Source organism: Campylobacter concisus (assembly GCF_003049705.1).
In the GTDB taxonomy this organism is placed as follows: domain Bacteria; phylum Campylobacterota; class Campylobacteria; order Campylobacterales; family Campylobacteraceae; genus Campylobacter_A; species Campylobacter_A concisus_AR.
This window is the reverse complement of the sequence record NZ_PIRF01000003.1, coordinates 124,577-151,115: the sequence shown is the minus strand read 5'-3', so window position 1 is coordinate 151,115 and position 26,539 is coordinate 124,577. Positions and strand designations below refer to the sequence as shown.

The window sequence follows — 26,539 nt, the reverse complement described above, 5'->3', positions numbered from 1 at the left end:
AGGAGGGCACATGAGAAATCTACAAAAAGCCTTAGCTGGTTTGCTCATGGGTGTTAGCATCTTCGCTTCACAAGCCTGTTGCGAAGAGCATAATATGCAGATGTCCGATAAAGCACGTGATGTTATCGCAAATCCTAAAGGCACACTGCAAAGTAGAGGTGTTATCTCCTTGCAAGACTACGTTGTAGAAGAGCAAGAGATGTATAACTGGTTATTTAAAAACCACCCTATTTTTACAAAGTATGGTGGTAAAACCGTCGGTAAAATGGTCGTTCACGACCGTGGCTTAGAGTGGCTTGCCGAGGGACATGGCTTTGATATGTCAAAGCTTAGTAAAAGAGATGGCGGTAAGGGCTATAGCTCTATGATGTATAGAATTCCAGCCACTTCATCGCTTCAGTTTCCTAATAAATTTGTAGGACCAGAAAAGTGCGGTGAGTGTCACCCAGCTCAGTATGAAGTGTGGAGCAGATCTCGCCACGCAACTACCATGCGTTTCCCTGGCGAGCACCCAGAGGTTAATAACAACCTAACTGAGCCAGTATTTGACAAAGATACAGCTTCTATCCTTCCAAAAGGTATTACTCCAGATGTTATCTACGCAACTGTTGGTCACTTAAGAACCAAAATGGGCTACGTTGATGCGTGGCTACTTCGTGGTACTTACTACGTTGAGGGCGGTTTGCTAAGAGATGGTACAGGTCAGATCGTAGCTGGTGGTAACCAATGGCAAAGAACATGGGCGTTAAATTTAGACGACGCTACTGTTAAAAAGATAAAAGAGCTTGTCCCAGAATTTCCTGGCACTCTTGAAGAGTACGGCGATAATGGCGGATATGTTAGAGGTCTAGCTTCATACGCCGCAAAACATAAAAAATCAATGTTTTTCCAAGCAAACTCATCATATTGTGAAGTTTGTCACCCGGTTAAATTCGATTTCAAATCAAAAGCAGAATTTTACGCAGCACTTGGTAATGCTAAAGAGCTTCAAAAACACACTATCTCAAAAGGCGTAAGCTGTGAGGAGTGCCACGGAGCTGGCGGTCACCTTGATGGAGCTACAAATTTTAGAACATCAAACTGCGAACGCTGCCACCAAAGATTTAACTTTAGCCCAGATCTAGCTCGTGCTAATCCTCTTAATAACGGTAAGCTTGATCTCTCACTTAGCTCTAAATTTAAATCAATGGGACCAGGATGTGGTTCTGAGGGTTCACAATCATACTTTACAGCTCACTATGACAAAGGTATGAGATGTGTTACTTGCCACGATCCACACGATAACACAGGTCCAGTTGTAGGCGATAAGAGTGTAACAGGTATGAACTATAACTCAGAACAAGGCTATCTAAGCTCATTCTATACTAAACCAAAAATTAGAAAAGAGTGTAAAGATTGCCACGAGACTCAAGCATATATCGCATCTAAAGCAGATACTCACAAAGATAACACTTGTGCATCTTGCCACATGCCATTTATGATGAGTTGTGAGAATTTCTACGCTGTTCAGTTCCAAGACAACGCTGGCTTTGATACTCAAAGAAGATCTCACATCTGGAAGATCATGGTTGATCCAAAAGAGAAATCTCTAGTACCAGGCGATGCTGCTAAAGGTCCAAGAGATGCTAAAGATTGGCACTTTGAGAGAGATAAAAATGGCCATAACTACGTTGACTTGATGTGGGCTTGCGCTAGAACATCTTGGGCGGATAAAGATATGAAAGATACCAAAGGCTGCCATAGCCCAGTACTATCTGAGCTAAAACCAACACTTCACTTCAAAAACCAAAAACAAGTTTATGATGAAGTCATGGGATGGCAAACTCCAGTTAAGAATGAATTCTCTGAAGTTAAGATTGGTATTGAAGGACTTTACTCACTACTTGAGACTAAAAAACTTGATGCAAGTGATAAAGTAAGAGTTTATGAGCTTATCCAAAATGCTCAAGAGATCATCGATATGGTTGAAAAAGATGGTTCGTGGGGTATGCACGGATTTAAATTTACTAAACAAAAACTCGATGCATCAAAAGAGTATATAAAAGAAGCTCAAAGAATTTTGAATAAAAATTTATAGCATTTAGGGGCTAGTTTTAGCCCCTTTAATCTTAAGGGTTTGATATGAAAAATAAGGTTTTAAAATTTACGCTACTTCTTAGCTTAAGTGCTTCTGGTTTGCTTGCAAATGTAGATTCAAATGAGTCTTATGCTATGGGAGCAACAAGTGGTGGATATGTTTTAAAAGGGTTACTTGAACAAAAACAAATAGGCATTAGCTACGATGCTGAGGCCGTTATCAAAGGTTTTAGTGATGCACTAAAAGGAGAGCTAAAACTAAGCGATGATGAGATAGCAAAGCTACTAAACAAAAGAGCTGAAAATTTAGACAAGATAGTAAAAGAAAAAGAAGCCGCCATACTTAAAGAGAATTTAAAGCAGGGCAAGGCTTTTATGGATAAAAATGCAAAAAATAAAAATGTAAAAACGACAAAATCAAAATTGCAATATGAAATTTTAAAATCAAGCAAAAAGGGAGCGACTCCAAAACAAGAGAGTATCATCATAGCAAACTACAAAGCTAGCTTTATCGATGGTAAGGTCTTTGATGAGACAAAAGAGGCTCCAGCTCATCTTTCTATGCTAAATTTGATCCCAGGTCTTGAAGAGGGCTTAATGCTCATGAAAGAGGGCGATAAGTTTAAATTTGTTATCCCGCCAGAACTTGCGTACGGCGATAGCGGCATGGAGGGCATACCTGGAGGCGAGACTATTGTTTTTGAGATAGAGCTTGTTAAAGTCTTAAAGCCAGGTGAATTAGCCGAGGCTGCAAAGAAAATTCACGAAAAAGAACTAAATGAGGGCATCAAAAAGCCTCATTAAGATATAAAATGGAGTTAAAAATGCAAAATCAAAAAAATAGAAGAGCCTTTTTAAAAAGCATGGTAGTTGTGGCTGCTGGTGCTGGTGCGGCAAGTAGTGGTTTTGCTTTTAAGAGTGAAGAAAGTGTAAAAAAACCACACTTTGGTATGATATTTGACCAAAATAAATGTGTTGGCTGTACCGACTGTGAGATAGCTTGTAGAAAGGTAAATTTAGTCCCAAAAGGGCAGATGAGACTTTTTATAGAAGATAAGACTAATCCTAAAAATTTACTCGATAAAAGATTTGTAAGAGTGTCTTGTCAGCAGTGTGTCGATGCGCCTTGTGTAGCTGTTTGTCCAACCAAGGCTTGTCATAAAGACGAAAAAACTGGCATACAAACTACAAATATAGATGACTGCATCGCCTGTAAATACTGCATCGTAGCCTGTCCATATGATGTGAGATATATTGATAAGGTTACGCACTCAGCTCAAAGCTGTAACTTTTGCGTAGATACAAATTTAAAGGACGAAAAAGAGCCGGCCTGCGTAGAAGCTTGTAGATATGAAGCGATCGTCTTTGGTGATCTTAACGATGAAGATTCGCACATCAGTAAGCTACTAGCCGTAAAAGATAGCATAAGGCTAAGAGCAGAGCTTGGCACAAAACCAAGCCTTAGATATATTCCTAAAGTAAAAATGGGGGTGTAAGATGGATGGTGCATTAAATTTTACTGCAACATTTTCGCATGGAGTAGAGTGGGGCTGGCCGATCGCTGTTTATCTTTTGCTAGCTGGTATGAGTGGTGGAGCGCTAATCGCTGCCATACTTTTAAAACACTATAAAAAGCAAGAGAGCTTTAGTCCATTTTTCAAGGCTGCTTCGCTTTTAGCATTTGTTAGCATCATGCTCGGTATGGTTTGCTTGATAGCTGATCTTGAAAAGCCGCTTTTATTTTGGAAAATTTTGATTAATTATAATTTCACATCAGTTATGTCTATCGGTGTTGCTGGACTTTGTGTATTTATACCGCTTAGCTTTTTGATGTGCCTTTATGCATTTAATGATGAAATTTCAAATTTCTTAGCCAAAAGTTTAAAATCCTTTAGCGCTCTTTTTGCACTAATAATGAAAATTTTAATACCACTTTATCCATTTTTAAGTCGTATTTGTCTTATTTTTGCTGTAATAATTTGTGCTTATACTGGATTTTTGATCTCAGTTTTGATTAGATTTCCACTTTTAAACACAGCTGTGCTTCCAGCTTTATTTATAGCTTCAGGACTAAGTGCTGGCATAAGTGGCAGTAGCTTGGTTGCAGCAGCTTTATTTAAAGAAGATCCGCATTCAAGCGACCTTCATTCGCTTCATAGCATAGAATTTAGCGTTTTGGGAGCTGAAATTTTACTCATTTTAATGCTTTTTGTATCGCTTTTACTTGGTTCAAGTTATCAGCAAAATGCAGCTGTTGCTTTTTATAGTGGCGTTTGGGCAAATTTCTTTTGGCTTGGTGTTGTGCTAGTTGGCTTTATTGTGCCTTTTGTTTTAAATTTTGCATTTGGCAAAAAAGTAGCTAGCTTAAAATTTAGCTTTTATATCAGTTCATTAGCGGCTGTTATCGGTGTTTTACTGCTTAGGGTGTTTATACTTTATGCGGGACAAACTTATAGCATCTAAGGCAGAGGCGAGCGATGAGAATTTTAAATATCTACCGCTTGTCTTTGATATTATTATTTATTCTTGCTTTTGGTGCAGGACTTGCGACTTTTTTAGAAAATTTTTATGACACACAAACGGCCAGAGTGCTTGTTTACGAAGCGCTTTGGTACGAGTGTGTTATGTTTGCTTGCACTATTTGTTTAGCTATTAGCATCGTAAAAACCAAGATGTATAAAAAATTTGGCGCATTTTTGATACATCTTGCTTTTATCGTTATCTTCATCGGGGCTACGCTTACAAGGTATTTTGGCGAAGAGGGCGTTATACATCTTAGAGCTCTGCAAAGCTCAAATGTAATGCAAAGCGTCAAGCCTTATCTTAGGGTTGAAACGCTTGGAGAAAATTTTAGTTATCCACTAAAATTAAGCTTATTTGGTGAAAACGACTTTGAGTTTAAAAATTTTATAGACGGCAAGGAATTTATAATTAACTTGCTTGGATATAAAAAAGATGAGAAAAACGCTCCTGCTACGCTTAGTTTAGAGATAAGTTTTAACGGCGAAAAAAAGAGTATTAAACTAAAAGGCGGAGCTGGATATGAGCTGGAGCCTAGTGTGCTAAGTTTTGGTGGGCAAGAGGCGAAATTTTACTTTAGCTCAAAGGCCTTAAATTTACCATTTTCATTAAAGCTTGACGAGTTTATTTTAGAGCGATATGTGGGGCTAAATAGTCCATCATCTTATACAAGTAAAGTAAGTATCGCTGGCGGCAAGTACGACATCTCGCTAAATAATCCACTAACGATTGAAGGCTATAAAATTTTTCAGTCTTCATACGATCCTGATGAGCTTGGAAGCGCTTTTGAGATCAGCCGTGATCCTGGCAAAATCCCAACTTACATAGGATATTTTTTGCTTTGCGTTGGCTTTTTGGCAAATTTATTTAGCAAAAAGAGCCGATTTTTTAGGCTGCTAAATTTCATAAAAGGCTCTCAAATAGCATTTTTGGCTATTTTGCTTTTAAATGCTACTCCAAATTTTGCTAATGAAAATAATAAAAATTTAGAGGCACATGCAAGCAAATTTGCCAAAATTTTGACTCAAGCTGATAGCAGAATCGCTCCAGCTGGCTCTTACTCAAGAGCTGTGATAAGTAAAATTTCAACCAAAACTACGCTATTTGGGCTTAGCAGCGAGGAGCTAATGCTCTCTTTTGCCATCTCACCAAAAGAGTGGATGGATAAAAAGATAGTAAAGATCACGAGCAAGCGTGTGGGCGAGCTTCTTGGCGTTAGTGAGAAATTTGCTAGCTTTAATGACGTTTTTAACGAAAATGGCGAGTATAAGCTGGCTAAATTTGTAGAAGCTGCAAATGAAAAATCCGCCTCAAAAAGAGATAAATTTGATAATGACGTGATCAAATTTGATGAGAGACTAAATGTCTTATACCTTGCATTAAAGGGAGAAATTTTAAAATTTATCCCAGCTAAAAATGGTGATAAATTAACATGGCTAGGCGTAAATGAAGCCTTTGGCTCAAGTGAAATTTCAAGCGAGCTTAAAAGCGTTTTAGGCGCTTATATAGAAAATTTAAGCCTTTGTGTAAAAAATGGCGAGTGTACTGGGGCTGATAAGAGCTTGGAGAAAATTTCAAGCTATCAAAGAAGCACTCTAGGCTCCCTTGCGCCAAGCGAGGCAAAGGTGGAGCTTGAAGTGCTTTATAACCAAATGGAAATTTTTAAATTTCTTATATATTTTTACATGATCCTTGGGCTAGTTTCGCTCGCTCTTGGCTTTTATAGGCTATTTTCTGGAAAGAAATTTAGATTTGAAAAAGCGCTTAGCCTTGCATTTTATTTTGGCTTTGCGGTGCATTTGTTAAATTTAGCTCTTCGTGCTTATATCTCAGGGCATGCACCTTGGAGTGATGCCTATGAGAGCTTAGTGTATATCTCGCTTGCAAGTGTACTAGCTGGAGTTTTATTTTTTAAACATCAAAGCTTTGCTCTTGGAGCTGCTTCACTTTTTGCAAGTGTTAGTTTGCTTGTAGCTCATCTAAATTTTATAAATCCACAAATAACAAATCTAGTCCCAGTTTTAAAGTCATTTTGGCTTAGTGTGCATGTAAGTGTCATTACGGCAAGCTATGGCTTTTTAGGTTTTAGCTTTGTGCTCGGGCTTCTTGGGCTTCTTTTAATGGCTATAAAAAATCAAAAAAACGAGCAAAAGCTCAGCGAGCAGATAAGATACCTCGCCGCAACTAATGAGCTAAGCCTCATCATAGGACTTAGTTTGCTAACTATTGGAAATTTCCTTGGCGGCGTCTGGGCGAATGAGAGCTGGGGTAGATACTGGGGCTGGGATAGCAAAGAGAGCTGGTCGTACATTACGATAATTATTTATGCTATTGTGCTTCATTTAAGATTTATCCCAAGATTAAAAAATATTTTTACCTTTTTAGTAGCTAGCGTGCTCTCTTTTGGTTCAGTTATTTTTACCTATTTTGGTGTAAATTTCTATCTAAGCGGACTTCACTCATACGCAAATGGCGATGGATTTAGCGTTTCGAATTTGCTTTATTTGCTTTTAATGCTTTTAGCTTTGCTAATCGCCTTTGCTTATAGAGGTAAGGATATAAAAGAGATTTAGGAGATATGATGAAAAAGAGTTTAGTTTTATTGTTTGCTTGTTTGGGACTATTGAATGCTGGCTATATCAAAGAGGCTTTAAGCGCAAAAGACGATCACAATAAGCTAGCACAAATTTATGAAGATGCTTGTGATAAAGAGAAAAAGGCATCAGGCTGCTACAATCTAGCTGTGCTTTACAGCAGAGGTGATGGCAATGTCAAAAAGGACGAAGCAAAGGCAGCAATGCTTTATGAAAAAGCTTGTGATCAAAACTTCTCTATGGCTTGCAGCAACCTTGGCTACGTCTATGAAAAAGGCAAAGGTGTGGAAAAAGACCTAGCAAAAGCAGTTAAATTTTATGAAAAAGCATGTAGCGACAACGAGGGTTGCACGGAGCTTGGCTTGCTTTATGCAAATGGCACCGGCGTGACAAAGGATATTAAAAAGGCAAAAGAGCTTTATGAAAAGGCTTGCAAAGCAGGGGACGGCATAGGATGTAGTAACCTTGGCTATCTATACGCGCAGGGTGAAGGTGTCGAGAAAGACTATGCAAAAGCCAAAGTAAACTACGAAATGGCTTGCGCAAACGAAGCTGGCATAGGGTGTGATAATCTTGGCTTTTTATATGTATATGCACAAGGCGTTGATCAAAACCTCACAAAAGCCACAAAACTTTATGAGCAAGCGTGTATATATGGATATGAAAAGGGCTGCAATAATTACGCTATCATGCTAGCTGAAGGTAAAGGCGTAAAAGAAGACGTGGAGAAAGCACGTGAAATTTTTACTAGAAGCTGCAAAAATGGCTTAAAAGAAGCGTGCGAGAATTTAGAAATTTTAGGAAAGCATTGATGCTTGATAAAGTTAGCCCAGTGGCATTTAAAGCTTATAAATATAAAAATAAAAAATACTAAAGGAGATAATTATGATTTTACGTTCTATCTTGAGTTCAGCACTACTAGCAACCATACTTTTTAGTGCTTCTACAAATGAACAAGCCGTCAAAATGAAACCGATGTTTCAAAGCGTGGATCCTAGCAAGGCTACACTAGTAGGAAATGGCGAGGGCAAGGAGTACTGCGCCGTTTGTGGAATGAATTTGGTTAAATTTTATAAGACTAATCACGTATATAACGGCAAGCAAGTAGCATCACTTCACTGCTTATACGAGCTAACAGAAGGTAAGATCCCAAGCGACGCGCAGGTCGTCGATACTAAAAATCTAAATTTAATCGATGTAAATAAAGCTTTTTATGTCGTTGGTAGTAGTGTTAAAGGCACAATGACTAGAAATAGCAAATACGCCTTTTCAACCGAGGCTGACGCAAAAGAATTTCAAGCAGAAAATGGCGGTGAGATAATGAATTTTGCTAAAGCTTACGAGATCGCTGGACAAGACTTCGCAGGCGACAATAAGATGATCAAAGCTAAGCGTGAGGACGGCGTTTACGCGCATGGTAAGGAATTTTACGAGGCAAACTGCGACAAAACTGATCCAAAAAGCTTTAAGGCTATCTCTGAGCTAAAAGCTCATCTCAAAAAAGTATGCGACGCAAAAGAGGCCAGCAAAGCCCAAGAGTACGACAAGCACTTGCAAGCCGCTGCTCTTTATCTATGGGATGCTCCGGCAAATGTAGGCGCTAGCAACCAAGCTTCAAAAGCTAAACAAGAAATAAAAAAACCTGAGAGAATAGTCGTACCAAAAGGTGCAAGATGTGCGGTATGTGGCATGCTTGTCAAAAATTCTCCATGGGCAACACTCATCAAAGCAGATGGCAAGGATTATTATTTTGATGGTGTAAAGGATATGGCACAATTTTACTTTGTGGATGGCAAAATGAAAGATGCTTATGTGAGTGATTATTACACGCTAGAAAAGCTTGATGCAAAAGATGCGTTTTATGTTCACGGTTCAAACGTTTATGGACCAATGGGTGATGAGTTTATCCCATTTAAAGATGAAGCAAAGGCAGAGAGCTTTTTAAAAGATCATGCTGGCAAAGGTGTCATAAGATTTGACGAGATAAAGAACTTTATCGGTAAATAGTGTGAAATTTCTAGTTTTTTTGGCGTTATTTTTTGGACTTTCTTATACGCTTTTAGCAGCACACTATCTTTGCTTTGATCATAAAGCAAAGCAAGATGAGCTAAGAGAAATTTCTAAGATAACAAGAGCAAATGCTGCTTTTAGTTTTAACCAAAAGGGGCAAAAAGGCTTTGTCTATGATAGGTAAAAATTTTATAAACTATGCTGTGGTTCTACTTTTTAAAGATAGGAAGGATCACCTTTTTAGCTTTTGCCTCTTTGCACTCATTATTTTTGTGCTAAGCTCGGTACTTTTCATCTCTGGATCGATCCAGCATGATCTTATAAATTTAGTAAAAGATAGATCAAGTATCGTAGTGAGCGCATTTCGTGCTGGCAAAAATGATCTCATGCACCCTGGCTATATCTACGACATCTCGAAGATCGATGGAGTAAGTGATGTAAGGGGCGTAGTTGATGGGGAGTACTACTTCGTTCAAAAGCGCGTCTGGTTTCATCTATATGAAGATGATAGCTTAAAAGAGGATGAGATGATCGTAGGAGAAGGTGTAAAGGCAGCGATGAATGAGCTTTACTACGATGAGAGCTTTAATTTTCTAACTGAAGAGCGCATGATACCAGTAAAGATATTAAAGACCATGCCGGCACAAAGTGGTTTAATCTCAAATAACGCTATATTTTTGCATCCAAATACGCTAAGGGCTATCTTAAATTTAAAAGATGAAGAGTATACAAAGCTCTATGTTGAGGTGCCAAACACCGATGAAATCAGTGAAGTAGCTTTAAAGATAGAGAATTTATACCCAAATTCTTTCGCCCTTAGTATAGAAGATGAGGTGGCTAAGGTTAGGCACCTTTACTATTATAAGGGTGGAATTTTTATGAGCATTTACGTTAGTGTTATGCTTATATTCTTTGTCTTGCTTAAAAACCAAATTTCACTCGCCTATGGTAGTAAAAAGCGTGAAATAGCTATTTTAAGAAGCATTGGTTTTTGTATAAAAGATATTATATTTTTAAAATTTATACAAAATTTCATCGTGAGCGTTAGTGCTTTTTTACTCGGTGTTATGCTGGCTTATCTTTTTGTTTTTGTATTTAACGCTCCGCTTTTAAAAGGGATATTTTTAGGTGATGAGCTTTTAAATTTTACAAATTTCACGCCTATTTTAGAGTTTGACAAGCTCTTTTTGATCTTTGTTTTTGGTGTGATACCATTTTTGGCGTTTGTACTCATACCTTCATGGAGAGTAGCAAGTAGTGACATAAATGAGGGGCTAAAATGATAAATATAAGAGGTGTTAGCCTAGTTTATAACCAAAACAAACAAAATGAGTTTTGTGCTTTAAAAAATATAAATTTAGATATTAATGACGGCGAGCTAGTGATACTAAAAGGCATTAGTGGAAGCGGTAAAAGCACCTTGCTTTCGCTTATCGCCCTACTTCAAAAGCCAACTAGTGGAGAAATTTTGATAGATGGCACTAACATCGCAAAACTGCCTGATGCCTTTTGCTCTGAGCTTAGACACAAAAGGCTTGGACTTGTCTTTCAAAATTTTAACCTCATTGAGGGGTTAAGTGTATATGAAAATTTACTAGCTCCATTTGCTCTAACAAATTTCAAGGCAAATGTGCGAGACGAGATGATAAAAAAGGCTCTAAGCCTCGCAAATATCGCTCATAAAAAAGATGAGAACGTATCAAATTTAAGTGGTGGTGAGCGTCAAAGATGTGCGGTAGCTAGGGCTTTATCTATGGATGCTGACATCATCTTGGCTGATGAGCCAACGGCAAATTTAGATAGACAAAATGCATGTGCATTTTTAGGCTTGCTAGAGTCTTTTAAAGCTCTAAAAAAAAGTGTTATTGTCGCTACTCACGATAGCATTTTTGATGAGCTAAGTGCAACAGATAGGGTTGTCAGCTTACAAAATGGAGAGATAGTATGAGTGTCTTTTTATCAAACGCCGTTATTGCCTTTTTGTTAGCGGAGTTTGTGCTTTTAGTTTTGATGAGTATTTCGCTCTTTTATGTCGTTAGGATCGTGAGGTCGTGGGATTACAACGCACTAACATCGCTTCAATACTCGCTTGAAAAACAAAACTATCTTGTAAATACGATCTTACTTTTTTGCGTCTGTATCAAGATCGTATTGTTTATATTTTTTGCACTTTGCCTAAATGAGCTCTCTGATATTGTGCCTGGTGCTATGTGTTCAGCTGGCGTGATTGGCTCAAATAAATTTGGTGGTATATTGATGCTCACTAAAATTTTGCTGATCTTTGGGCTTGGTATCTGGCTGGTTATAAATAAGCTTGACTTGCAGGCTCTAAATTTCCCTTATCTAAAGAAAAAATACGCCATTTTTATCTGCCTTTTTGTCATGATACTACTTGAGCTTGGCATAGAAATTTCGTTCTTTTACAATATTCCACTAAAAGTGCCGGTCTTTTGCTGCTCTGTCACTTTTCAAGCCCCAAAGCTACCATTTGGCTATACAAATTTTGGCTTAGTAAGCGTATTTTATGTGCTATTTTTTGTTATTTTGGTGCTAAATTTTTTAAAGCAAAGTATGGCGAGCTTTGTGGCAAATTTGTTGTTTTTGGTGCTTAGCTACTATGCCATTACCTACTTTTTTGGCCTTTATGTTTACGAGCAGCCGAACCATAAATGCCCATACTGCATGCTAAAAAGTGACTATTTTTATGTTGGCTACCTCATCTGGGGCAGTTTATTTCTGGGCGTTTTTTACGGCCTTATGCCATATCTTGTTGAGATCATTACAAAGACAAACTACTCACACAAGCTTAAATTTTCATCGATCTGGCTAGGCGTTTGCGTGCTGATATGCTCGCTTTATGTACTCAAATACTATTTGCTAAGAGGATTTTTATTTTGATAAAACAAATTTTTTCTTTGTGTTTGTTAACTCTAGTCTTAGCCGTACTTGCCTATAATGCCGACATAAGTGATGATAAAATTTTAGTTTTAAATAATGGCAAATCAGAGCCGATCGAGCAACTTACGCCAAATAAATTTATATGTTATGAGAGCAGGACACTGATCGCTGATAACAACGACACAGCCCAAGCCATCATGCCAAACGGCGACATCTACTTTTTTAACGACATCACAAATTCTTTCATCTGGTATATGGCGCAAAAGAGCAAAGATAAGATCAAGTTATATGTCTATTCAAGAGATACGAATCGCTACATTCTAGCGCAAGATGCCTGGTACTCAAGGGTTGATATCACGCCGATGGGATACGGCATAGGGGCGTACGAGTTTCACACATATGGCATAAACGACAACTATTTTAAAGAGGTCTTACTATACGCAGCACGTGGTGAGACACTACTAAATCCATACATAAACATCTTGCTTTCAGAAAATAAGATATAAATTTATGTAGCTCTAAATTTGTTAGAGCTCGCTTGGTTGTTTTTGGTATTAAAAGCCTTATTTGTTTAGTTTTTTGTAAAATCGCATCCTTTTTGATCTTCCAAATCACATGCTTTGCCAAAATATTCTTTTGCAGTGCGGTATTTTGTCTTAACTCTTATTCGTTTTCATACAAAACTCCTAAATTAGAGCAACAATCAATATTTCCACTGTCATAAACATTTTGTTATTGTTTAGCCACTTTTTATCGTAGAACTTTTATCTAACTTCGAGTCTAAGCTCAGAAAGATCCTTACAAAAGATGGTAGCTAGTAAAATGAAGGATAAAAGAACAGCCTTTTTCATTTTTTCTTTATTTTTGTAAATTTTTAAATAAATTTGTAGTTATTTTTGTTTGACTTGCCTCCTTTTTAGAGAAAGCAAGCCAAATTTAGTATCTAACGTTATTAACTTTTAAAAAGTCTCTTAGGTCTTCATATTCGCTATTTTCGAAGTAGCGCCATTTGCCAGGCTTTAGCATATCAAGACTAACACGCCCAAAACTAACCCTTTTTAGATCCATCACTTCAAGGTCAAAGTAGCCAAAGAAGCGGCGTAGCTCCCTGTTTTGCCCCTCGTTGATGATGACCTTTAGTTTTGTATAGCCGCCGCTTGAGCCAAAGACTTTATAGGCTAGAAATGGCTTAAATTCCATTGATTTTATAGTGGTTTTTGCGTGAGCGCCTTTGGTGGCGTCCTTGGCAAAAAAGCCATTTGTCATCGCCTCAATTACCTCTTTTGTCACTTCGCCTTTTACTTTTAGATAGTATTCGCGCTCTAAGTCGCTATTCATCAAAGCTGTGGCGATTGCTGGAGCGTCAGTTAGTAAAAGTAGCCCCTCACTTGCATAGTCTAAGCGCCCTACGCTAACAAATTTTGCAAATTTCTTATCTAGCGTGTCATAGATCGTCTTTCGTCCGCGGTCATCTTTTTTGCTAACTAGTTCACCCTTTTGTTTATGATAGACGATAACAGTAAATACCTTTTTTAGCTTTATCAAACGACCATTTATACGCACTTTATCATCTTCATCCACGCTTGTGGCAAGGTCGCTAACCACTCGTCCTGCTATGCTAACCTTACCAGCTTTTATCAGCTCATCTGCCTCACGGCGTGAGTAGTTTGTGTTATGTGAGATAAATTTATTTAGTCTTGTTTTTTTCATTTTATAGTCCTAAATTTGCAAGGTCATGGATGTGTAAAACGCCCGCGGGCACGCCATTTTCTACAACGGCTAGAAGCTGAATTTTATACTTTTCTATCAAGGCTAATGCATCCACAGCTAACATTTCCTTGTCGTTTATCTCTTTTGGATGCAATGTTGCAAATTTCATCGCTGGCTCGTCTAGATCAAAGTCTTCTCGCATAAGTGCACGTCTAAGATCGCCGTCACTTAAAATAGCATCTAATACACCATCTTTATTGACGATTAGGACCGTGCCAAGTTTACCGTGTGTCATAGTATCGATTGCACTTTTTAGGCTTGCATTCCAGCGAACTATCGGTAAATTTTCGCTTCTCATCACATCTTTGACCTTTAAAAATAGCCTCTTACCAAGGCTGCCACCTGGATGAAAATTTGCAAAGTCCTCTTTTTTAAAGCCTCGCCTTTGCATCAAACAAACAGCCAACGCATCGCCAAGAGCTAACGTTAGTGTAGTTGATGCTGTTGGAGCGGCATTTAGTGGGCAGGCCTCTTTCTCTACATCTATGCCAATAAATGCATCGCTAAATTTACCAAGCGAGCTTGTTTTACTTCTTGCCATTGCGACGGTCTTTACGCCAAAGCGCTTTACGTGAGGTAAAATTTTGATAAGCTCATCGCTTTCGCCACTAAAGCTAATGGCTAACAAAACATCATCCTTTTCTATCATACCAAGGTCACCATGCATAGCCTCTGTTGGATGCAAGAAAAAGCTTGGCGTACCAGTACTTGCAAGCGTAGCGGCGATCTTTGCGCCTACATGACCGCTCTTGCCTACGCCTGTTACTATGACCTTGCCTTTTGTATTAAATATCAAATTTACAGCATCTTCTATCTCTACGCTTTTAGCATGTCTTAAAAGCTCGTTTGCTTCTATCTTTAAAACTTCGGCTGCGATTTGGTTGATTGTTTGCATAAATTTCCCTTACATTAGATAGATGATCGGCACGATAGTTGGGTACTTTTTGACCTTTCTAAAGATATGCTTTCTGATCACTTGACGCACTTGTGACTCGAGCAGTCTGCCATCTTTTAAAAGCTCCTCTTTGACGTTGCTTAAAAACTGCGTCAAAATTTCTTGCATCTCTTTGCTAAACTCCGCATCTTGTTTATTGCCCACAAGGCCGTAGCTAATGACACGAGGCTTGTTTATAAGCTTTGCGCCATGACGTGAAATTTGAGCGATTATCATGACGACACCTGCTTCGGCAAGGTTTTGTCTATCGATGACGACATCGTCTGAGATTTGTTTATTTATTTGATTGTCTATGAAGACTTTGCCGGTTTTTACCGTTTTTAAACGTTTTAAGTATTTTTGACAGATCTCCATTTGATCGCCATCGCTCATTAGATAGATGTTTCTCTCGTCTACGCCGCAGCTTATAGCTGTCTCTTTGTGTTTTGCGATGTGATTGTACTCGCCGTGAACCGGGAGGAAAAATTTAGGCTTTATTAGACGTAGCATCAGCTTTTGCTCTTCTTGTGCTGCGTGACCGCTCACGTGTATCTCGCTAAAGTCTTGATAAGCGACGCTTGCACCTGATTTTATTAGGAAATTTAATACAGTTGAGATACTGCTTTCATTACCAGGGATCGCCTTTGAGCTGATTATTATCTGATCGGTTGGCTTTATTTTGATGTATTTGTGTTCATCAGTAGCCATTCGGTACAGCGCGCTCATAGTCTCACCCTGAGAGCCTGTGGTAACGATCAGAACCTCGTTATCTTTAAATTTGCCAACCTCGTTTGCATCGATAAAAATTTTCTTATCAAGCTTGATATAGCCAAGCTCCATTGCAGTATACAAATTTCTCTCCATTGATCTACCGATGACACAGACTTTGCGGTTGTATTTTAGCCCCCACTCGATCGCCTGATAGACGCGGTGGATGTTTGAGCTAAACGTACTCATTATCACGCGGCCTTTGGCCTTTGAGAATATCGCATCAAAGGTCTTGCCAACACTGCTTTCGCTTTTGGTAAATCCTTCGCGGTAGCTGTTCGTGCTATCGCTCATTAGACATAATACACCTCTTTCACCGTAGTATGCAAGTCTACCAAGATCTGTCGGATAGCCATCTATCGGCGTGTGGTCAATCTTAAAGTCACCCGTATGGATGATGGTGCCTGCCTTTGTCGTGATCGCAAGTGCGCTAGCGTCGATGATGGAGTGGGTGATATGTATCCACTCGACCTCAAAGTCGCCTATTAGATATGGCTTTCTTTTCTCGACAGAACGGAAAAGTGAGCGCTCCTGCTTTAAGCCGTGCTCTTCAAATTTGTTATTTATCATACCAAGTGGCAAAGGTGTGGCGTAAATCGGAAATTTAAACTCTTTGTAAAAATATGGTACTGCGCCGATGTGATCCTCGTGCGCGTGAGTGATAATGACGCCTTTTATCTTGTCTTTTATTTTTCTAACATAGTCAAAGTCAGGGATTAGTATATCCACGCCGTGCATGCTCTCGCTTGGAAAGCTCATTCCGATATCAACGATGATGGCGCTAGTTTCGGTTTCAAAGATAGTCATATTTCCGCCGATCTCGCCAAGACCACCAAGTGGAGTTATGCGAATTTTATGCTCACTTGAGTTTAGATACTTCATCGGCTCCAGACGAAGCTCGTGAACGGCCTTGTTTGCCACCATTGCACTTGCGATATCTTGCTGCCATTGTTCATTGCCGTTTAGTTTAGCTGGTAAATTTTTCTTTGGCTTTTTAGCCTTTTTTGGTTTATCTTTTTGTTCTTGTGTTTTGGTTTTTGTTTCTTGTGATTCTTGTTTTTGCTCTTTTGGCTTATTATTTTCGCCATTTTTGTTTTGATTTTTGTTATTTCTTGGCTTTTTTGGGCGAGGATTTTGACTCTTTGGCTCGGTGTGTGCTTCATTTTCAGCCTGCTCTGCTGCAAAGAAGTTATCTATTACACTTTTGCTTGCTAGTGAAGCTTGCTCGGTAGTTTCGCCTTCTTGTTTTGGTTTATTTTTTGGTCTAAATCTTCGTCTTTTGTTGTTTTTACTTTGGTTAGTTACAACTTTCTCTTCGTTTTTGTCGTTCATTATCTTCCTTTAATCTTTCAAATACTTTTAGATAAGAATCGACATCTAGCTCATGTGGACGTAAATTTTTAGCTAAGCCTAGATCTTCAAAAATTTCTTCTAACGCTTTTTTGTCGAAATTTATGGATAAATTTTTCAAAAGCGTCTTTCTTGGGGAAGCAAACGTAGCTCTTAAAAATGCTTTAAAAGCCTCGTATTGTTTTGCATCTTTGAAAATCCCGTCTTTGCCAAAAATCTTTTTTGTTTTTTGTAGTTTGATGACTGAAGATGTGACCTTTGGGGGTGGATTAAAAAGCTTTGCATCCACGTCAAACAAAAGCTCACACCTGCCTTGAAGTGAAGCGAGGATCGATAAAGAGCTAAATTCTTTATCCTTGCTCTTTGCACTAAATTTAAGAGCAACCTCTTTTTGTATCATCACGATAAGCCCAAGGCATTTTTCGTCATCTATCGCATTTAGGATCATCTTCGTAGCAACGTAATAGGGCAAATTTGCGACCAAAAAGTAGTTTTTGCTACTTAGTCCGCCCTCTTGCTGCCACTGCTCTAAAGCATCTTTACAAAAAAGTTTTAATTGTCCATTTTGGATCTCATTTGCAAATTTGACCTTTAAAATTTGAAACAGCTCACAATCTATCTCAAAACAGGTCGTCTTGTAAATTTGCAAAAGTCTAAATGTCAAATCACCTAAGCCAGGCCCAATCTCAACGACGTTTGCTACGTCATTGGGTATCGCTTGGATGATCTTATCTAGTGTCGCTTTGTCCTGTAAAAAATTCTGTCCAAAGTGCTTTTTTGCCTTTATCATAGCCGCGATATTAGCCAAAAATTACTTATACAATGATTACAAGTTTAGTTTAATCATATATAAAATGGATTATAATCACTAAACAATAACGAAATAGGGCATAAATTTGAGCAAAGCAAATACCTTAAAATACTTTTTATTATCACAATATTTAGAGCCAAAAACCTTAGACGAGCCGAAAAAGACAAATACCAAATTTAAAAAATCAATGGACCTTGAGATCGCAAATTTTGATGAGAAATTTGTCCAAATTTTAAGAGCGTTTGATAGGCCGCTTTTAAAAAATGGTGTAGAAATTTCAATTTATGGCGGCATTTTTGAGACGGACTTGCTTGCCCTTGCGATATCAAAGTTAGCAAATGTGAAATTTGAAAAAGAGCAAATTTTGGATGAGCTGCGATCTGAGCAAACGAGCTTTGATAAGGCATTTTGCTATAAATTTAAGCTTACTGGTGATTTGGTATTTTGTAAAGATGATCAAAATTTTGCTTTAAAAGATATAAATTTAGATGATGATTTAACTCCGTTTTTTACACCAAACTCGTCTGATGATCTTTTCATCTCAACAGCTCCTTGGGCAATGGCTCGCCTAAATCATCTAAAAGAGATAAGCCAAAGTGACTTTAGCAAAGAATGCGAGCACATAAAAGATAAGCTATCTATCTATAAAGAAAAAATGGAATTTGGCAAATATATAAAGCTTATAAACGATGAGCTAAAAAGTGCACTTAAAACACCATTTTGTAATGGTTTCTTAAGGCTTGAGATAAAGATCATAAATCCAAATTTTAAAGAAAACGACAGCCTTTTAAATAGCTTTTTCATAGATGATATAAATTTGCTTATAAAATTTTACGAGTCAGGCAGGACGCACGAGCTAACGGATCAGTTTTTGGACGAGGGCAGTGAGAATAAATTCGAAAGACTTGATGTAAGAGATGAGCAAAATAAAAGGCTTGTTAGAGATTTTTTTAAAGCAGAAGAGTATCCAAGATCAGCCTTTGCTAGCGACTTTGCTTTAAATTTTTCACAGCAAATTGCCGTTAATAACATCATTAAAAAATTTAAAGAAAAAAGTGGTGGAATTTATAGCGTAAATGGTGCTCCAGGCACTGGTAAAACAACACTTTTAAAAGATGTAATGGCTGAAGTTGTTACGCTTAGAGCGATGAAGCTCACACAAATGAGTAGACATGATATCTTTGCACCAGTTCGAGATAGTAGCGATAAGGTGCTTTATTTTACTCTAAATAAAGAACTTCAGGGCTACGAGATGGTTGTTAGCTCTTGCAATAACGGTGCGGTTGAAATTTTAAGTAAAGAGCTTAGCCAACTAAAAAGTATCGGTAGTTACGCAGGCGAGATTGATTATTTTAAATTTATAGCTACAAGGCTTCTCTCGGCCGATGAAAAGACAAATTTTGGAGAAAAATCTTTTATCTCAAAACCTGCATGGGGGCTTTTTTGCATACCTCTTGGCTCAAAGCAAAATAAGTCAAATTTTGTTTTTAACGCGATTAATGGCGTAAAGATCGAAAAAACACATAGTCAGTTTGAAGATATTTCAAAAGAATTTAAAGAATTTATAGAGCAAGATGGTTTTTTGATGGGGCTTGGTAAGTATTTGGCTACCGGCGAAGGAGTTGATGATTTTGATACGGCAAAGGAGAAATTTAATCAAGCTCTACATGAAGTAAATCTACTTTTTAGTGAGATCAGGATCAAAGAAGAGGAGCTAAAAAGTATAAATAGTGAGCTTATAAATATCGATAAAAGACTTGAAAACTATAATTCAGCAAAGCAAATAGACGAGCTTTTAAAGCCACTAATAGATGAGCTGGATTTGAGCAAAAATGAACTAGAACAAAAGGTGGCTGAAGCTAACGAGCTAACAAGGCTTATTGGTCAAAATGAAATTTTACAAGAGTATTTAAGTGCGCCTATAAAGCCATCATTTTTTATTTTCCAGCAAATTTTAAAGACGCAAGCTTTTGAAAAATATAACAATGAAGCGCAAAAAGTTAGTGAGATAAATCGCCAAATAGCTGAGCAAAATTTGAAAGCAAGCAAGCAAAATAGTGAAAACAAAGAGAAGAGTGAAGTAAAATTAAACGAACTAAAAGCTCAAATAACTCAGCTTGAAGAGAAAATTTTAGAACTTAACACCAAGATAGACTATCTCAACAAGCTTAATGGTGACTTTGTTAGACGTCAAAAATTAATTGGCAGAAGTGAAGAACTTGATAGCTTTTTAAATGGTACTTTTAATCAGAGTAATGAAGAAATACAAAAGAGCATGCCATTTATGATGGAACGTGATCTTGATGAGAAATCCCACAAGACGAAGCTTTTTAATGCAAGAATCAAGCTTTTTAAAGAAGCACTTAATCTGCATAAAGCTACTATCTTTGCTTGCAAAGAAGCTGTTAGAACAAATTTACGAGCTCTTAGTATTATATTTAATGATGAAAAAATGGCTGAGAAAAACGGGATTGAGGCTAAAGATAGACGTGAAATAATAAAAGGATTATTTTTACTAACGCCAGTTGTTAGTTCTACTTTCGCATCTTTTAATAATACCTTTAAAGAGCTACTAAATGGTGATATAGGCTTGCTCTTAATAGATGAGGCAGGGCAGGCAAATTTAACTAACGCATTAGGTGCACTACTTCGCTCAAAGATGGCTGTTGTAGTTGGTGATCCACTTCAACTTGAGCCTGTTACAACATTACCACCAGCTTTAAATAACGCTATTTTACGCTACTGCGATGCAAAGGATGAGTTTAATCTACTAAAATCATCAGTTCAACTTCGAGCCGATAAAGTACAAAATATTGGTACATATATAAAAGGAGAGGGTAAGTCCATTTGGGTTGGTTCGCCACTTATCATTAATAGAAGGTGCGCCGATCCTATGTTTAAAATTTCAAACGAAACAACATATGATGATATGATGATACTTGGCAGAAGTAGTGAAAGTAAACTTAGTGATCCTAATATCAAAACAGAATGGATTGATGTTAGTAGTGATGAATGGATAGGTAATTATAATAAAGCCGAAGGTATGATCGTTAAAGAGCTTTTAGATGGTAAGCTAGCCAAGCTAAAAGATAGTGTTAAAATAATAACACCTTTTAAAGATGTTTGTAAAAATTTAAAAGGGGCTGGTACCATTCACACCATGCAAGGCAAAGAAGCTGATGTTGTTATCTTTGTCCTTGGCGGTGCTACAAAAGGTGCTAGAGCATGGGCTGCTAGTACGCCAAATTTACTAAATGTAGCACTAACAAGAGCAAAAGAGGTTGTTTATATAGTTGGCAACCGAGAAAATTGGTCTAATTTGCCATATTTTGAGGTAGCAGCTAGAAAAATAGATAAAGGACAGATTTGAATCATTTTGCAAAACGTATAATCCCATGCCTTGATGTAAAAGATGGCAGAGTTGTAAAAGGTGTAAATTTCGTAGGACTTGTTGATGCTGGAGATCCTGTCGAGATAGCTAAAAGATACAATGACGAGGGCGCTGATGAACTTTGCTTTTTAGATATCACTGCCTCTCATCTTGGGCGTGATACGATAGTTGATGTAGTAAAAAAGGTTGCAAGTAAGCTTTTTATCCCACTAACAGTTGGCGGCGGTATACGCACGTTAGATGATATATCACGGCTTTTAAATGCTGGCTGCGATAAAGTAAGCTTAAATTCATCAGCTATACAAGATCCAAATTTGATTGATGAAGCAGCTAAGAAATTTGGCTCGCAATGTGTTGTAGTAGCGATTGATGCTAAAAAGATCGAAAATGGCTATAGTGTTTTTATAAATGGTGGCAGGATCGATACCAAAAAAGATACCTTTGCTTGGGCAAAAGAGGTTGAGTCACGCGGAGCGGGGGAGATATTGCTAACGTCCATGGATAACGATGGCGTCAAACAAGGCTTTAATCTTGAGTTAACAAAGATATTTAGTACGCTTTCTATACCAACTATCGCAAGTGGTGGTGCAGGTAAGATGGAGCACTTTAAAGAGGCTTTTGAGGCCGGGGCTGACGCGTGTTTGGCTGCTTCGATATTTCACTTTGGTGAAATTGAGATAAAAAAACTAAAAGAGTATCTCAAGGCAAATGGCGTTGAGGTTAGGCTCTGATGTTAGTTATCTCTGCTGGAAAAAATGAAATTTTTGACTTTGCTTTGCCAATGGGTGTGGGACTAGTTGATATGGCGATAAATTTGACAAAATTTTTACAGAAACGAGCATGTATTGGAGCGGATGGAAAGAGTATAAATTTAAAAAATATCGATCCGCACTATCTTGCAAAGATCGAAGCTAAATTTGCAAACTCATCAAATCCAGAGCTACAAAATCTAAGCCAAAATTTATCAAAAAATCCTGAACAAAATTTGTATCAGATGCCAGAAAAAATAGTTTTCGTTGGCTCGGCAGGTCTTTATAAAAATGGTGAAATTTTGCAAATTTATGAAAGCTCAGTTGGGGCAAATGTCGAAATTTCCAGCGTAGAAAATAGATCTTATTCACCGATTGAGTATGAAATTTCTTCTATCGTTTCACGTGAAACTATCAAAACAAATTCATCAAATTTCATAACTACAGACAAAAATTTGGCTCATAAGATGTTTGAAAAGGGTTATTTTTTAGAAAATATGGAGTTTTTTTCTGTTCTAAAAGTAGCTCAAATTTTTAAAATTCCAGCTTATGGAATTTTCGTAGCGACAAATTTTTGTGATAAAAATGCACATGCTGATTTTATAAAAAATCACGCAGAGGCCAAGAAAATTCTAACAAAATATATAAAGGAAAATATGTGATAAATTTGCTTGATCTTAGTATCGGTGAGCTAAAAGAGTTAGTTTCTCCACCATTTAGAGCAACACAAATCTACGAGTGGATATATAAAAAAAATGCAACCGAATTTAGCCAAATGCTAAATTTACCTAAAGATATGCGTCAAGATCTGGCTGAAAAATTTTATATCGATCCTTTAAAATGTGTAAAATTTGAGCAAAGTAGTGATGGTTCGATCAAGTATCTTTTTGAGCTAAAAGATGGGCTAAAGATAGAGAGTGTCTTACTCCCGATGAAAGAGGAGATTAGTGATGAGAATGGAAAGATTAGTCGCCATGCTCGTTATACAGTTTGTGTTAGCTCACAGGTTGGCTGTAAAATGGGATGTGCTTTTTGTCTAACAGCAAAGGGCGGGCTTGTTAGAAATTTGACTGCAGGCGAGATTGTGGGGCAAATTTTATGGATAAAAAGAGAGAATAAGATACCTTATGAAAGACGCATAAATGTCGTTTATATGGGTATGGGTGAGCCACTTGATAATCTTGCTAACGTTAGTAAAGCGATCAAAATTTTAGCACTTAACGAGGGTCTAGCCATATCTCCGCGTCGTCAAACCGTTTCAACTAGCGGACTTGGCAGCCAGATAAAAAAGCTTGGCGAGATGGATCTTGGTGTGTTATTGGCCATATCGCTTCATGCTGTTACTAATGAGCTTAGAAGCCGTCTGATGCCGATAAATAAGGCGTATAATATCGAGGCTGTTATGGATGCTGTTAGGGGATTCCCTATCGATATGCGCAAACGCGTGATGTTTGAATACCTTGTTATCAAAGATCTAAATGACAGCGTTAGTGATGCAAAAAAGCTGGTAAAACTACTGCATGGTATCAAGGCAAAGGTAAATTTGATCTATTTTAACCCGCATGAAGGCAGTGAATTTGGACGACCCGAGCTTACCAGCATGCTAAAATTTCAAGAATATCTAAGAGATCACGGCGTTACTTGTACGATCAGACAGAGTAAAGGACTTGATATAAGTGCAGCTTGTGGACAGTTAAAACAACGCAACGAAAATGCAAAATTTAAAACCATTCCCAGTGATAAAAATTTAAAAAGACAGTCGCTTGAAAATAATAGTAAAGCCAGTGTGAGTTAGAATGAGTGCACTTGATATAGCCGAAATAGTCTTTGTTGCTATTGTGGTTTTACTCGGATTAGGGCTTATTTTAAAAGTTTTAAAAGATGAAAAAGATAGGCATAAATTCTAAGCCTTAATATTAAGAAAAAATATAGCTCTCATAAAGAAATAAAGTGGAGCATTAATTACATAAACTACAAAATTATTATTGTGGTATCTAAAAGTGAAAAACTTTGGCAAAACGTAGGTAAGGGTTTATGAGAAATAGAAATTTATTAAAAAATTTTGGACTAAAGTAAACTCTCTTTTGCAAATCTATAAAACTCGCTTTCAGCGTCAAATTTGCTTTTTATGTTATAAAAAATTTCATCAAATTTAAAAGAAATTTCATCTGAGTGGAGCAAGAGCCTTTTTGCTCCAGTTAAATTTATCCGTTCACGCTCGCTCATCTCTTTATCTAAAATTTTCTCGATCTGTGGACGTGACAAACCATAAAGTGGTTCGCCAAGTATCTTGTGTTTCACATGAAACAAATGTAAGCGAATCTGATGCTGCCTGCCAGTGAGTGGGATAGCCTGAACCAAAGTTGCATCGATATCGTCAAAATATCTAATCGGCAAAATTTTAGTCACAGCACTCTTACCGTTCTCACAAATTTGCATTCGCATTTTCACATCGTCGTAGTTGTTTGCTAGATCCATTTTGGCATCGATCGTAAATTCTCGTTCGATCTTGCCTTGTACCATCGCGACGTAGCTTTTAAAAACCTCTCTGTCTTCAAAAATTTTCTTTAGTCTAATCGTAGAATTTCTGTCTTTTCCAACGACTATCACGCCACTCGTCTCAAAGTCCAGCCTATGAGCCACGCTCGCATCTCGTCCAAAAAGCGTGTAAATTTCATCATTTAGTGAGTACTCACAGTGTCTGCCATTTGGGTGGCTTAGCACTCCACTTGGCTTATCAAATACGGCAAAGCTCTCACACTCAAAGATCGGCTTAAGTCCCTTTGGCTCAGCCTCATAGTCGATCAAAAAAATATCGCCACTCAAAATGGCATTTTTCTCACTCACGACACTGCCGCCACATATCAGCCTACCTTTATCTATTAGTCGTTGCGCCTCTCTCATACTAAAGCCAGTTTTCATTAAAATTTCATACGCTTTTTGTTTGTTTGCAGTGGCAATAAATTTATTTACGTATGGCAAGGTAATCCTTTTAAAAATGAGTGAGCTATCTTAAGCACAAATTTATAAGTATATAACCGACATTTCAGCACGGATTTTATATAATCCAAACTTAAATTTTATAAAATTATACGATGTGATTTTTGGCTTTCAAGGCTAAAATTTACTTTTATGATAAAGAAAAACTAATACAAAAAGGTTCAACAATGGTCGAAAGATACTCACGCAAAGAGATGGCTGATAAGTGGAGTATGCAAGCAAAATACGATGCTTGGCTCAAGGTAGAAAAAGCTGCCGTTAAAGCTTGGAATAAGCTTGGCTTCATAAGCGACAGCGACTGCGAGAAAATTTGCAAAAATGCTAAATTTGAAGTGGCTCGCATTGACGAGATAGAAAAGACAACAAAGCACGACGTGATAGCATTTTTAACAAGCGTCAGCGAGAGCCTTGGCGATGAGAGCAGATTCGTGCATTATGGCATGACCTCAAGCGACTGCATCGACACAGCTGTCGCACTTCAGATGAAAGAGAGTCTAGAGCTCATCATTAGCGACGTAGAGGAGTTTATGCAGGCGGTCAAAGATAGGGCAAACGAGCACAAGCACACGCTTATGGTCGGCAGAAGCCACGGCATCCACGGCGAGCCGATAACCTTTGGCCTTGTGCTTGCCATCTGGTACGATGAGATTGCAAGGGCGCTAAAGCTCATCAAAGATGCAAAAGATACGATCAGTTACGGCAAGCTCTCAGGTGCTATGGGAAATTTAGCTCATGCTCCGATGGAATTTGAAGAGCTAACGTGCGAGGAGCTAGGTCTTAAAGCTGCCCCAGCGTCAAATCAAGTGATCCAGCGTGACCGCTACGCACATGTGGTGAGCGCCATCGCAGTTCTAGCCTCTACTTGCGAAAAGATCGCAGTCGCCATTAGACATTACCAAAGGACTGAGGTTTATGAGGTTGAGGAGTATTTTAGCCCAGGACAAAAGGGCTCAAGCGCTATGCCACACAAACGCAATCCAGTCCTTAGCGAAAACATCACCGGCCTTTGCAGGGTGCTGCGCTCATACGTCACACCAGCGCTAGAAAATGTCGCCCTTTGGCACGAGCGCGACATCAGCCATAGCTCGGTTGAGAGATTTATCCTACCAGATATGTTTATCACAGCTGATTTTATGCTGGTTCGTATCAAAAATTTGATAGCAAATTTAGTCGTATATCCAGAAAATATGATGAAAAATTTAAATTTAACGGGCGGTTTAGTCTTTTCACAGCGCGTGCTTTTACAACTGCCTCAGCGTGGAATTTCTAGAGAGGACGCCTACAAGATCGTTCAGCGCAATGCTATGAAGGTCTGGGCAGACTTGCAAGAGGGCAAAAAAGCGATCGACGAGCAAGGTCACAGCCTATTTTTACAAAATTTGCTAAACGACGAGGACCTAACTAAAAGCCTTAGCAAAGATGAGATCAAAGAGTGCTTTGACTACAACTACTACACCAAAAACGTAGATAAAATTTTCGCCAGAGTCTTTGGCAAGTAATTTAAATGCAAGAAGCAAATTTATGCTTCTTGCTTCAAAATATCACTTCAAAAATTTTTACAATCATTTTAAAATAAGATCAAATTTTTTAATTTTTAAAAATAAAATATTATTTTTTGAGTCAAATTTTATATCTAAAATCACTTTTTTAACAAAGAGAGTTTTTATC

22 protein-coding genes are annotated in these 26,539 nt (G+C 37.9%); 17 read left to right on the top strand and 5 right to left on the bottom strand.

What is annotated here, in order from left to right; genetic code table 11:
• The first annotated feature begins 10 nt into the window (after positions 1 to 10).
• From CVT05_RS04350 to CVT05_RS04295, 12 genes are all read left to right on the top strand, one after another.
• Positions 11 to 2,077 (top strand): multiheme c-type cytochrome, encoded by a 2,067-nt coding sequence (locus tag CVT05_RS04350; RefSeq protein WP_021090404.1) that lies wholly within the window; start codon positions 11 to 13, stop codon positions 2,075 to 2,077.
• Between the two features lie 44 nt (positions 2,078 to 2,121).
• Entirely contained in the window at positions 2,122 to 2,880 is a 759-nt protein-coding gene (locus tag CVT05_RS04345; RefSeq protein WP_072595292.1) for an FKBP-type peptidyl-prolyl cis-trans isomerase, read from the top strand.
• Between the two features lie 20 nt (positions 2,881 to 2,900).
• The gene (locus CVT05_RS04340) at positions 2,901 to 3,572 is read left to right on the top strand and encodes a 4Fe-4S dicluster domain-containing protein (protein ID WP_072595319.1); all 672 of its coding nucleotides are present in this window, start codon (positions 2,901 to 2,903) and stop codon (positions 3,570 to 3,572) included.
• A gap of 1 nt (position 3,573) precedes the next feature.
• Entirely contained in the window at positions 3,574 to 4,539 is a 966-nt protein-coding gene (gene nrfD, locus CVT05_RS04335; RefSeq protein WP_103582149.1) for an NrfD/PsrC family molybdoenzyme membrane anchor subunit, read from the top strand.
• A 14-nt stretch (positions 4,540 to 4,553) separates the two neighbouring features.
• Positions 4,554 to 7,169: a cytochrome c biogenesis protein gene (gene ccsA, locus CVT05_RS04330; protein ID WP_107697944.1), complete on the top strand. Its 2,616-nt coding sequence runs from the start codon at positions 4,554 to 4,556 to the stop codon at positions 7,167 to 7,169.
• An 8-nt stretch (positions 7,170 to 7,177) separates the two neighbouring features.
• Positions 7,178 to 8,002, top strand: a complete 825-nt coding sequence (locus CVT05_RS04325) for an SEL1-like repeat protein (RefSeq protein ID WP_103619466.1) — start codon at positions 7,178 to 7,180, stop codon at positions 8,000 to 8,002.
• 73 nt (positions 8,003 to 8,075) lie between these two features.
• On the top strand, positions 8,076 to 9,197 hold the full coding sequence (locus CVT05_RS04320) for a nitrous oxide reductase accessory protein NosL (protein WP_107697943.1): 1,122 nt from the start codon (positions 8,076 to 8,078) through the stop codon (positions 9,195 to 9,197).
• A 1-nt stretch (position 9,198) separates the two neighbouring features.
• The gene (locus CVT05_RS04315) at positions 9,199 to 9,384 is read left to right on the top strand and encodes a hypothetical protein (protein ID WP_107697942.1); all 186 of its coding nucleotides are present in this window, start codon (positions 9,199 to 9,201) and stop codon (positions 9,382 to 9,384) included.
• The gene (locus CVT05_RS04310; RefSeq protein ID WP_107697941.1) at positions 9,374 to 10,483 is read left to right on the top strand and encodes an ABC transporter permease; all 1,110 of its coding nucleotides are present in this window, start codon (positions 9,374 to 9,376) and stop codon (positions 10,481 to 10,483) included. The genes CVT05_RS04315 and CVT05_RS04310 overlap by 11 nt, the downstream gene beginning before the upstream one ends.
• Positions 10,480 to 11,148, top strand: coding sequence for an ABC transporter ATP-binding protein (locus CVT05_RS04305; RefSeq protein WP_107697940.1), 669 nt, complete (start codon positions 10,480 to 10,482; stop codon positions 11,146 to 11,148). Before CVT05_RS04310 ends, CVT05_RS04305 begins: the two co-directional genes overlap by 4 nt.
• Positions 11,145 to 12,098: a hypothetical protein gene (locus tag CVT05_RS04300; RefSeq protein ID WP_107697939.1), complete on the top strand. Its 954-nt coding sequence runs from the start codon at positions 11,145 to 11,147 to the stop codon at positions 12,096 to 12,098. Before CVT05_RS04305 ends, CVT05_RS04300 begins: the two co-directional genes overlap by 4 nt.
• Positions 12,095 to 12,604, top strand: a complete 510-nt coding sequence (locus CVT05_RS04295) for a hypothetical protein (RefSeq protein ID WP_107697938.1) — start codon at positions 12,095 to 12,097, stop codon at positions 12,602 to 12,604. Before CVT05_RS04300 ends, CVT05_RS04295 begins: the two co-directional genes overlap by 4 nt.
• A 430-nt stretch (positions 12,605 to 13,034) precedes the next feature.
• Here the strand turns inward: CVT05_RS04295 and CVT05_RS04285 are convergent, their stop codons facing one another.
• The 4 genes from CVT05_RS04285 to rsmA are packed head-to-tail and all read right to left on the bottom strand — an operon-like array spanning position 13,035 to position 17,710.
• Complete coding sequence (locus CVT05_RS04285) at positions 13,035 to 13,808, bottom strand: pseudouridine synthase (protein WP_107697937.1); 774 nt, start codon at positions 13,806 to 13,808, stop codon at positions 13,035 to 13,037.
• Position 13,809: 1 nt separating this feature from the next.
• On the bottom strand, positions 13,810 to 14,763 hold the full coding sequence (locus CVT05_RS04280; protein ID WP_107697936.1) for a KpsF/GutQ family sugar-phosphate isomerase: 954 nt from the start codon (positions 14,761 to 14,763) through the stop codon (positions 13,810 to 13,812).
• Positions 14,764 to 14,772: 9 nt separating this feature from the next.
• Positions 14,773 to 16,902 (bottom strand): ribonuclease J, encoded by a 2,130-nt coding sequence (locus tag CVT05_RS04275; protein ID WP_199906061.1) that lies wholly within the window; start codon positions 16,900 to 16,902, stop codon positions 14,773 to 14,775.
• A complete protein-coding gene (rsmA, locus tag CVT05_RS04270; protein WP_107698016.1) occupies positions 16,868 to 17,710 on the bottom strand; it encodes a 16S rRNA (adenine(1518)-N(6)/adenine(1519)-N(6))-dimethyltransferase RsmA in 843 nt (280 codons plus the stop codon). Before rsmA ends, CVT05_RS04275 begins: the two co-directional genes overlap by 35 nt.
• A 106-nt stretch (positions 17,711 to 17,816) precedes the next feature.
• Between rsmA and CVT05_RS04265 the strand changes: the two genes are divergently transcribed.
• From CVT05_RS04265 to rlmN, 4 genes are read left to right on the top strand one after another with little or no spacing between them, the layout of a single operon-like run.
• Complete coding sequence (locus CVT05_RS04265) at positions 17,817 to 21,101, top strand: DEAD/DEAH box helicase (RefSeq protein WP_107697935.1); 3,285 nt, start codon at positions 17,817 to 17,819, stop codon at positions 21,099 to 21,101.
• Complete coding sequence (gene hisF / locus CVT05_RS04260) at positions 21,098 to 21,853, top strand: imidazole glycerol phosphate synthase subunit HisF (protein ID WP_107697934.1); 756 nt, start codon at positions 21,098 to 21,100, stop codon at positions 21,851 to 21,853. Before CVT05_RS04265 ends, hisF begins: the two co-directional genes overlap by 4 nt.
• Complete coding sequence (locus CVT05_RS04255; RefSeq protein ID WP_107697933.1) at positions 21,853 to 22,533, top strand: purine-nucleoside phosphorylase; 681 nt, start codon at positions 21,853 to 21,855, stop codon at positions 22,531 to 22,533. Before hisF ends, CVT05_RS04255 begins: the two co-directional genes overlap by 1 nt.
• On the top strand, positions 22,530 to 23,666 hold the full coding sequence (gene rlmN, locus CVT05_RS04250) for a 23S rRNA (adenine(2503)-C(2))-methyltransferase RlmN (RefSeq protein ID WP_107697932.1): 1,137 nt from the start codon (positions 22,530 to 22,532) through the stop codon (positions 23,664 to 23,666). Before CVT05_RS04255 ends, rlmN begins: the two co-directional genes overlap by 4 nt.
• A 272-nt stretch (positions 23,667 to 23,938) precedes the next feature.
• Here the strand turns inward: rlmN and CVT05_RS04245 are convergent, their stop codons facing one another.
• Positions 23,939 to 24,853, bottom strand: coding sequence for a pseudouridine synthase family protein (locus tag CVT05_RS04245; RefSeq protein ID WP_103589212.1), 915 nt, complete (start codon positions 24,851 to 24,853; stop codon positions 23,939 to 23,941).
• A 185-nt stretch (positions 24,854 to 25,038) separates the two neighbouring features.
• On the opposite strand from CVT05_RS04245, the gene purB reads away from it, so the two are divergent.
• Complete coding sequence (gene purB / locus CVT05_RS04240) at positions 25,039 to 26,370, top strand: adenylosuccinate lyase (protein ID WP_107697931.1); 1,332 nt, start codon at positions 25,039 to 25,041, stop codon at positions 26,368 to 26,370.
• Positions 26,371 to 26,539 lie beyond the last annotated feature (169 nt).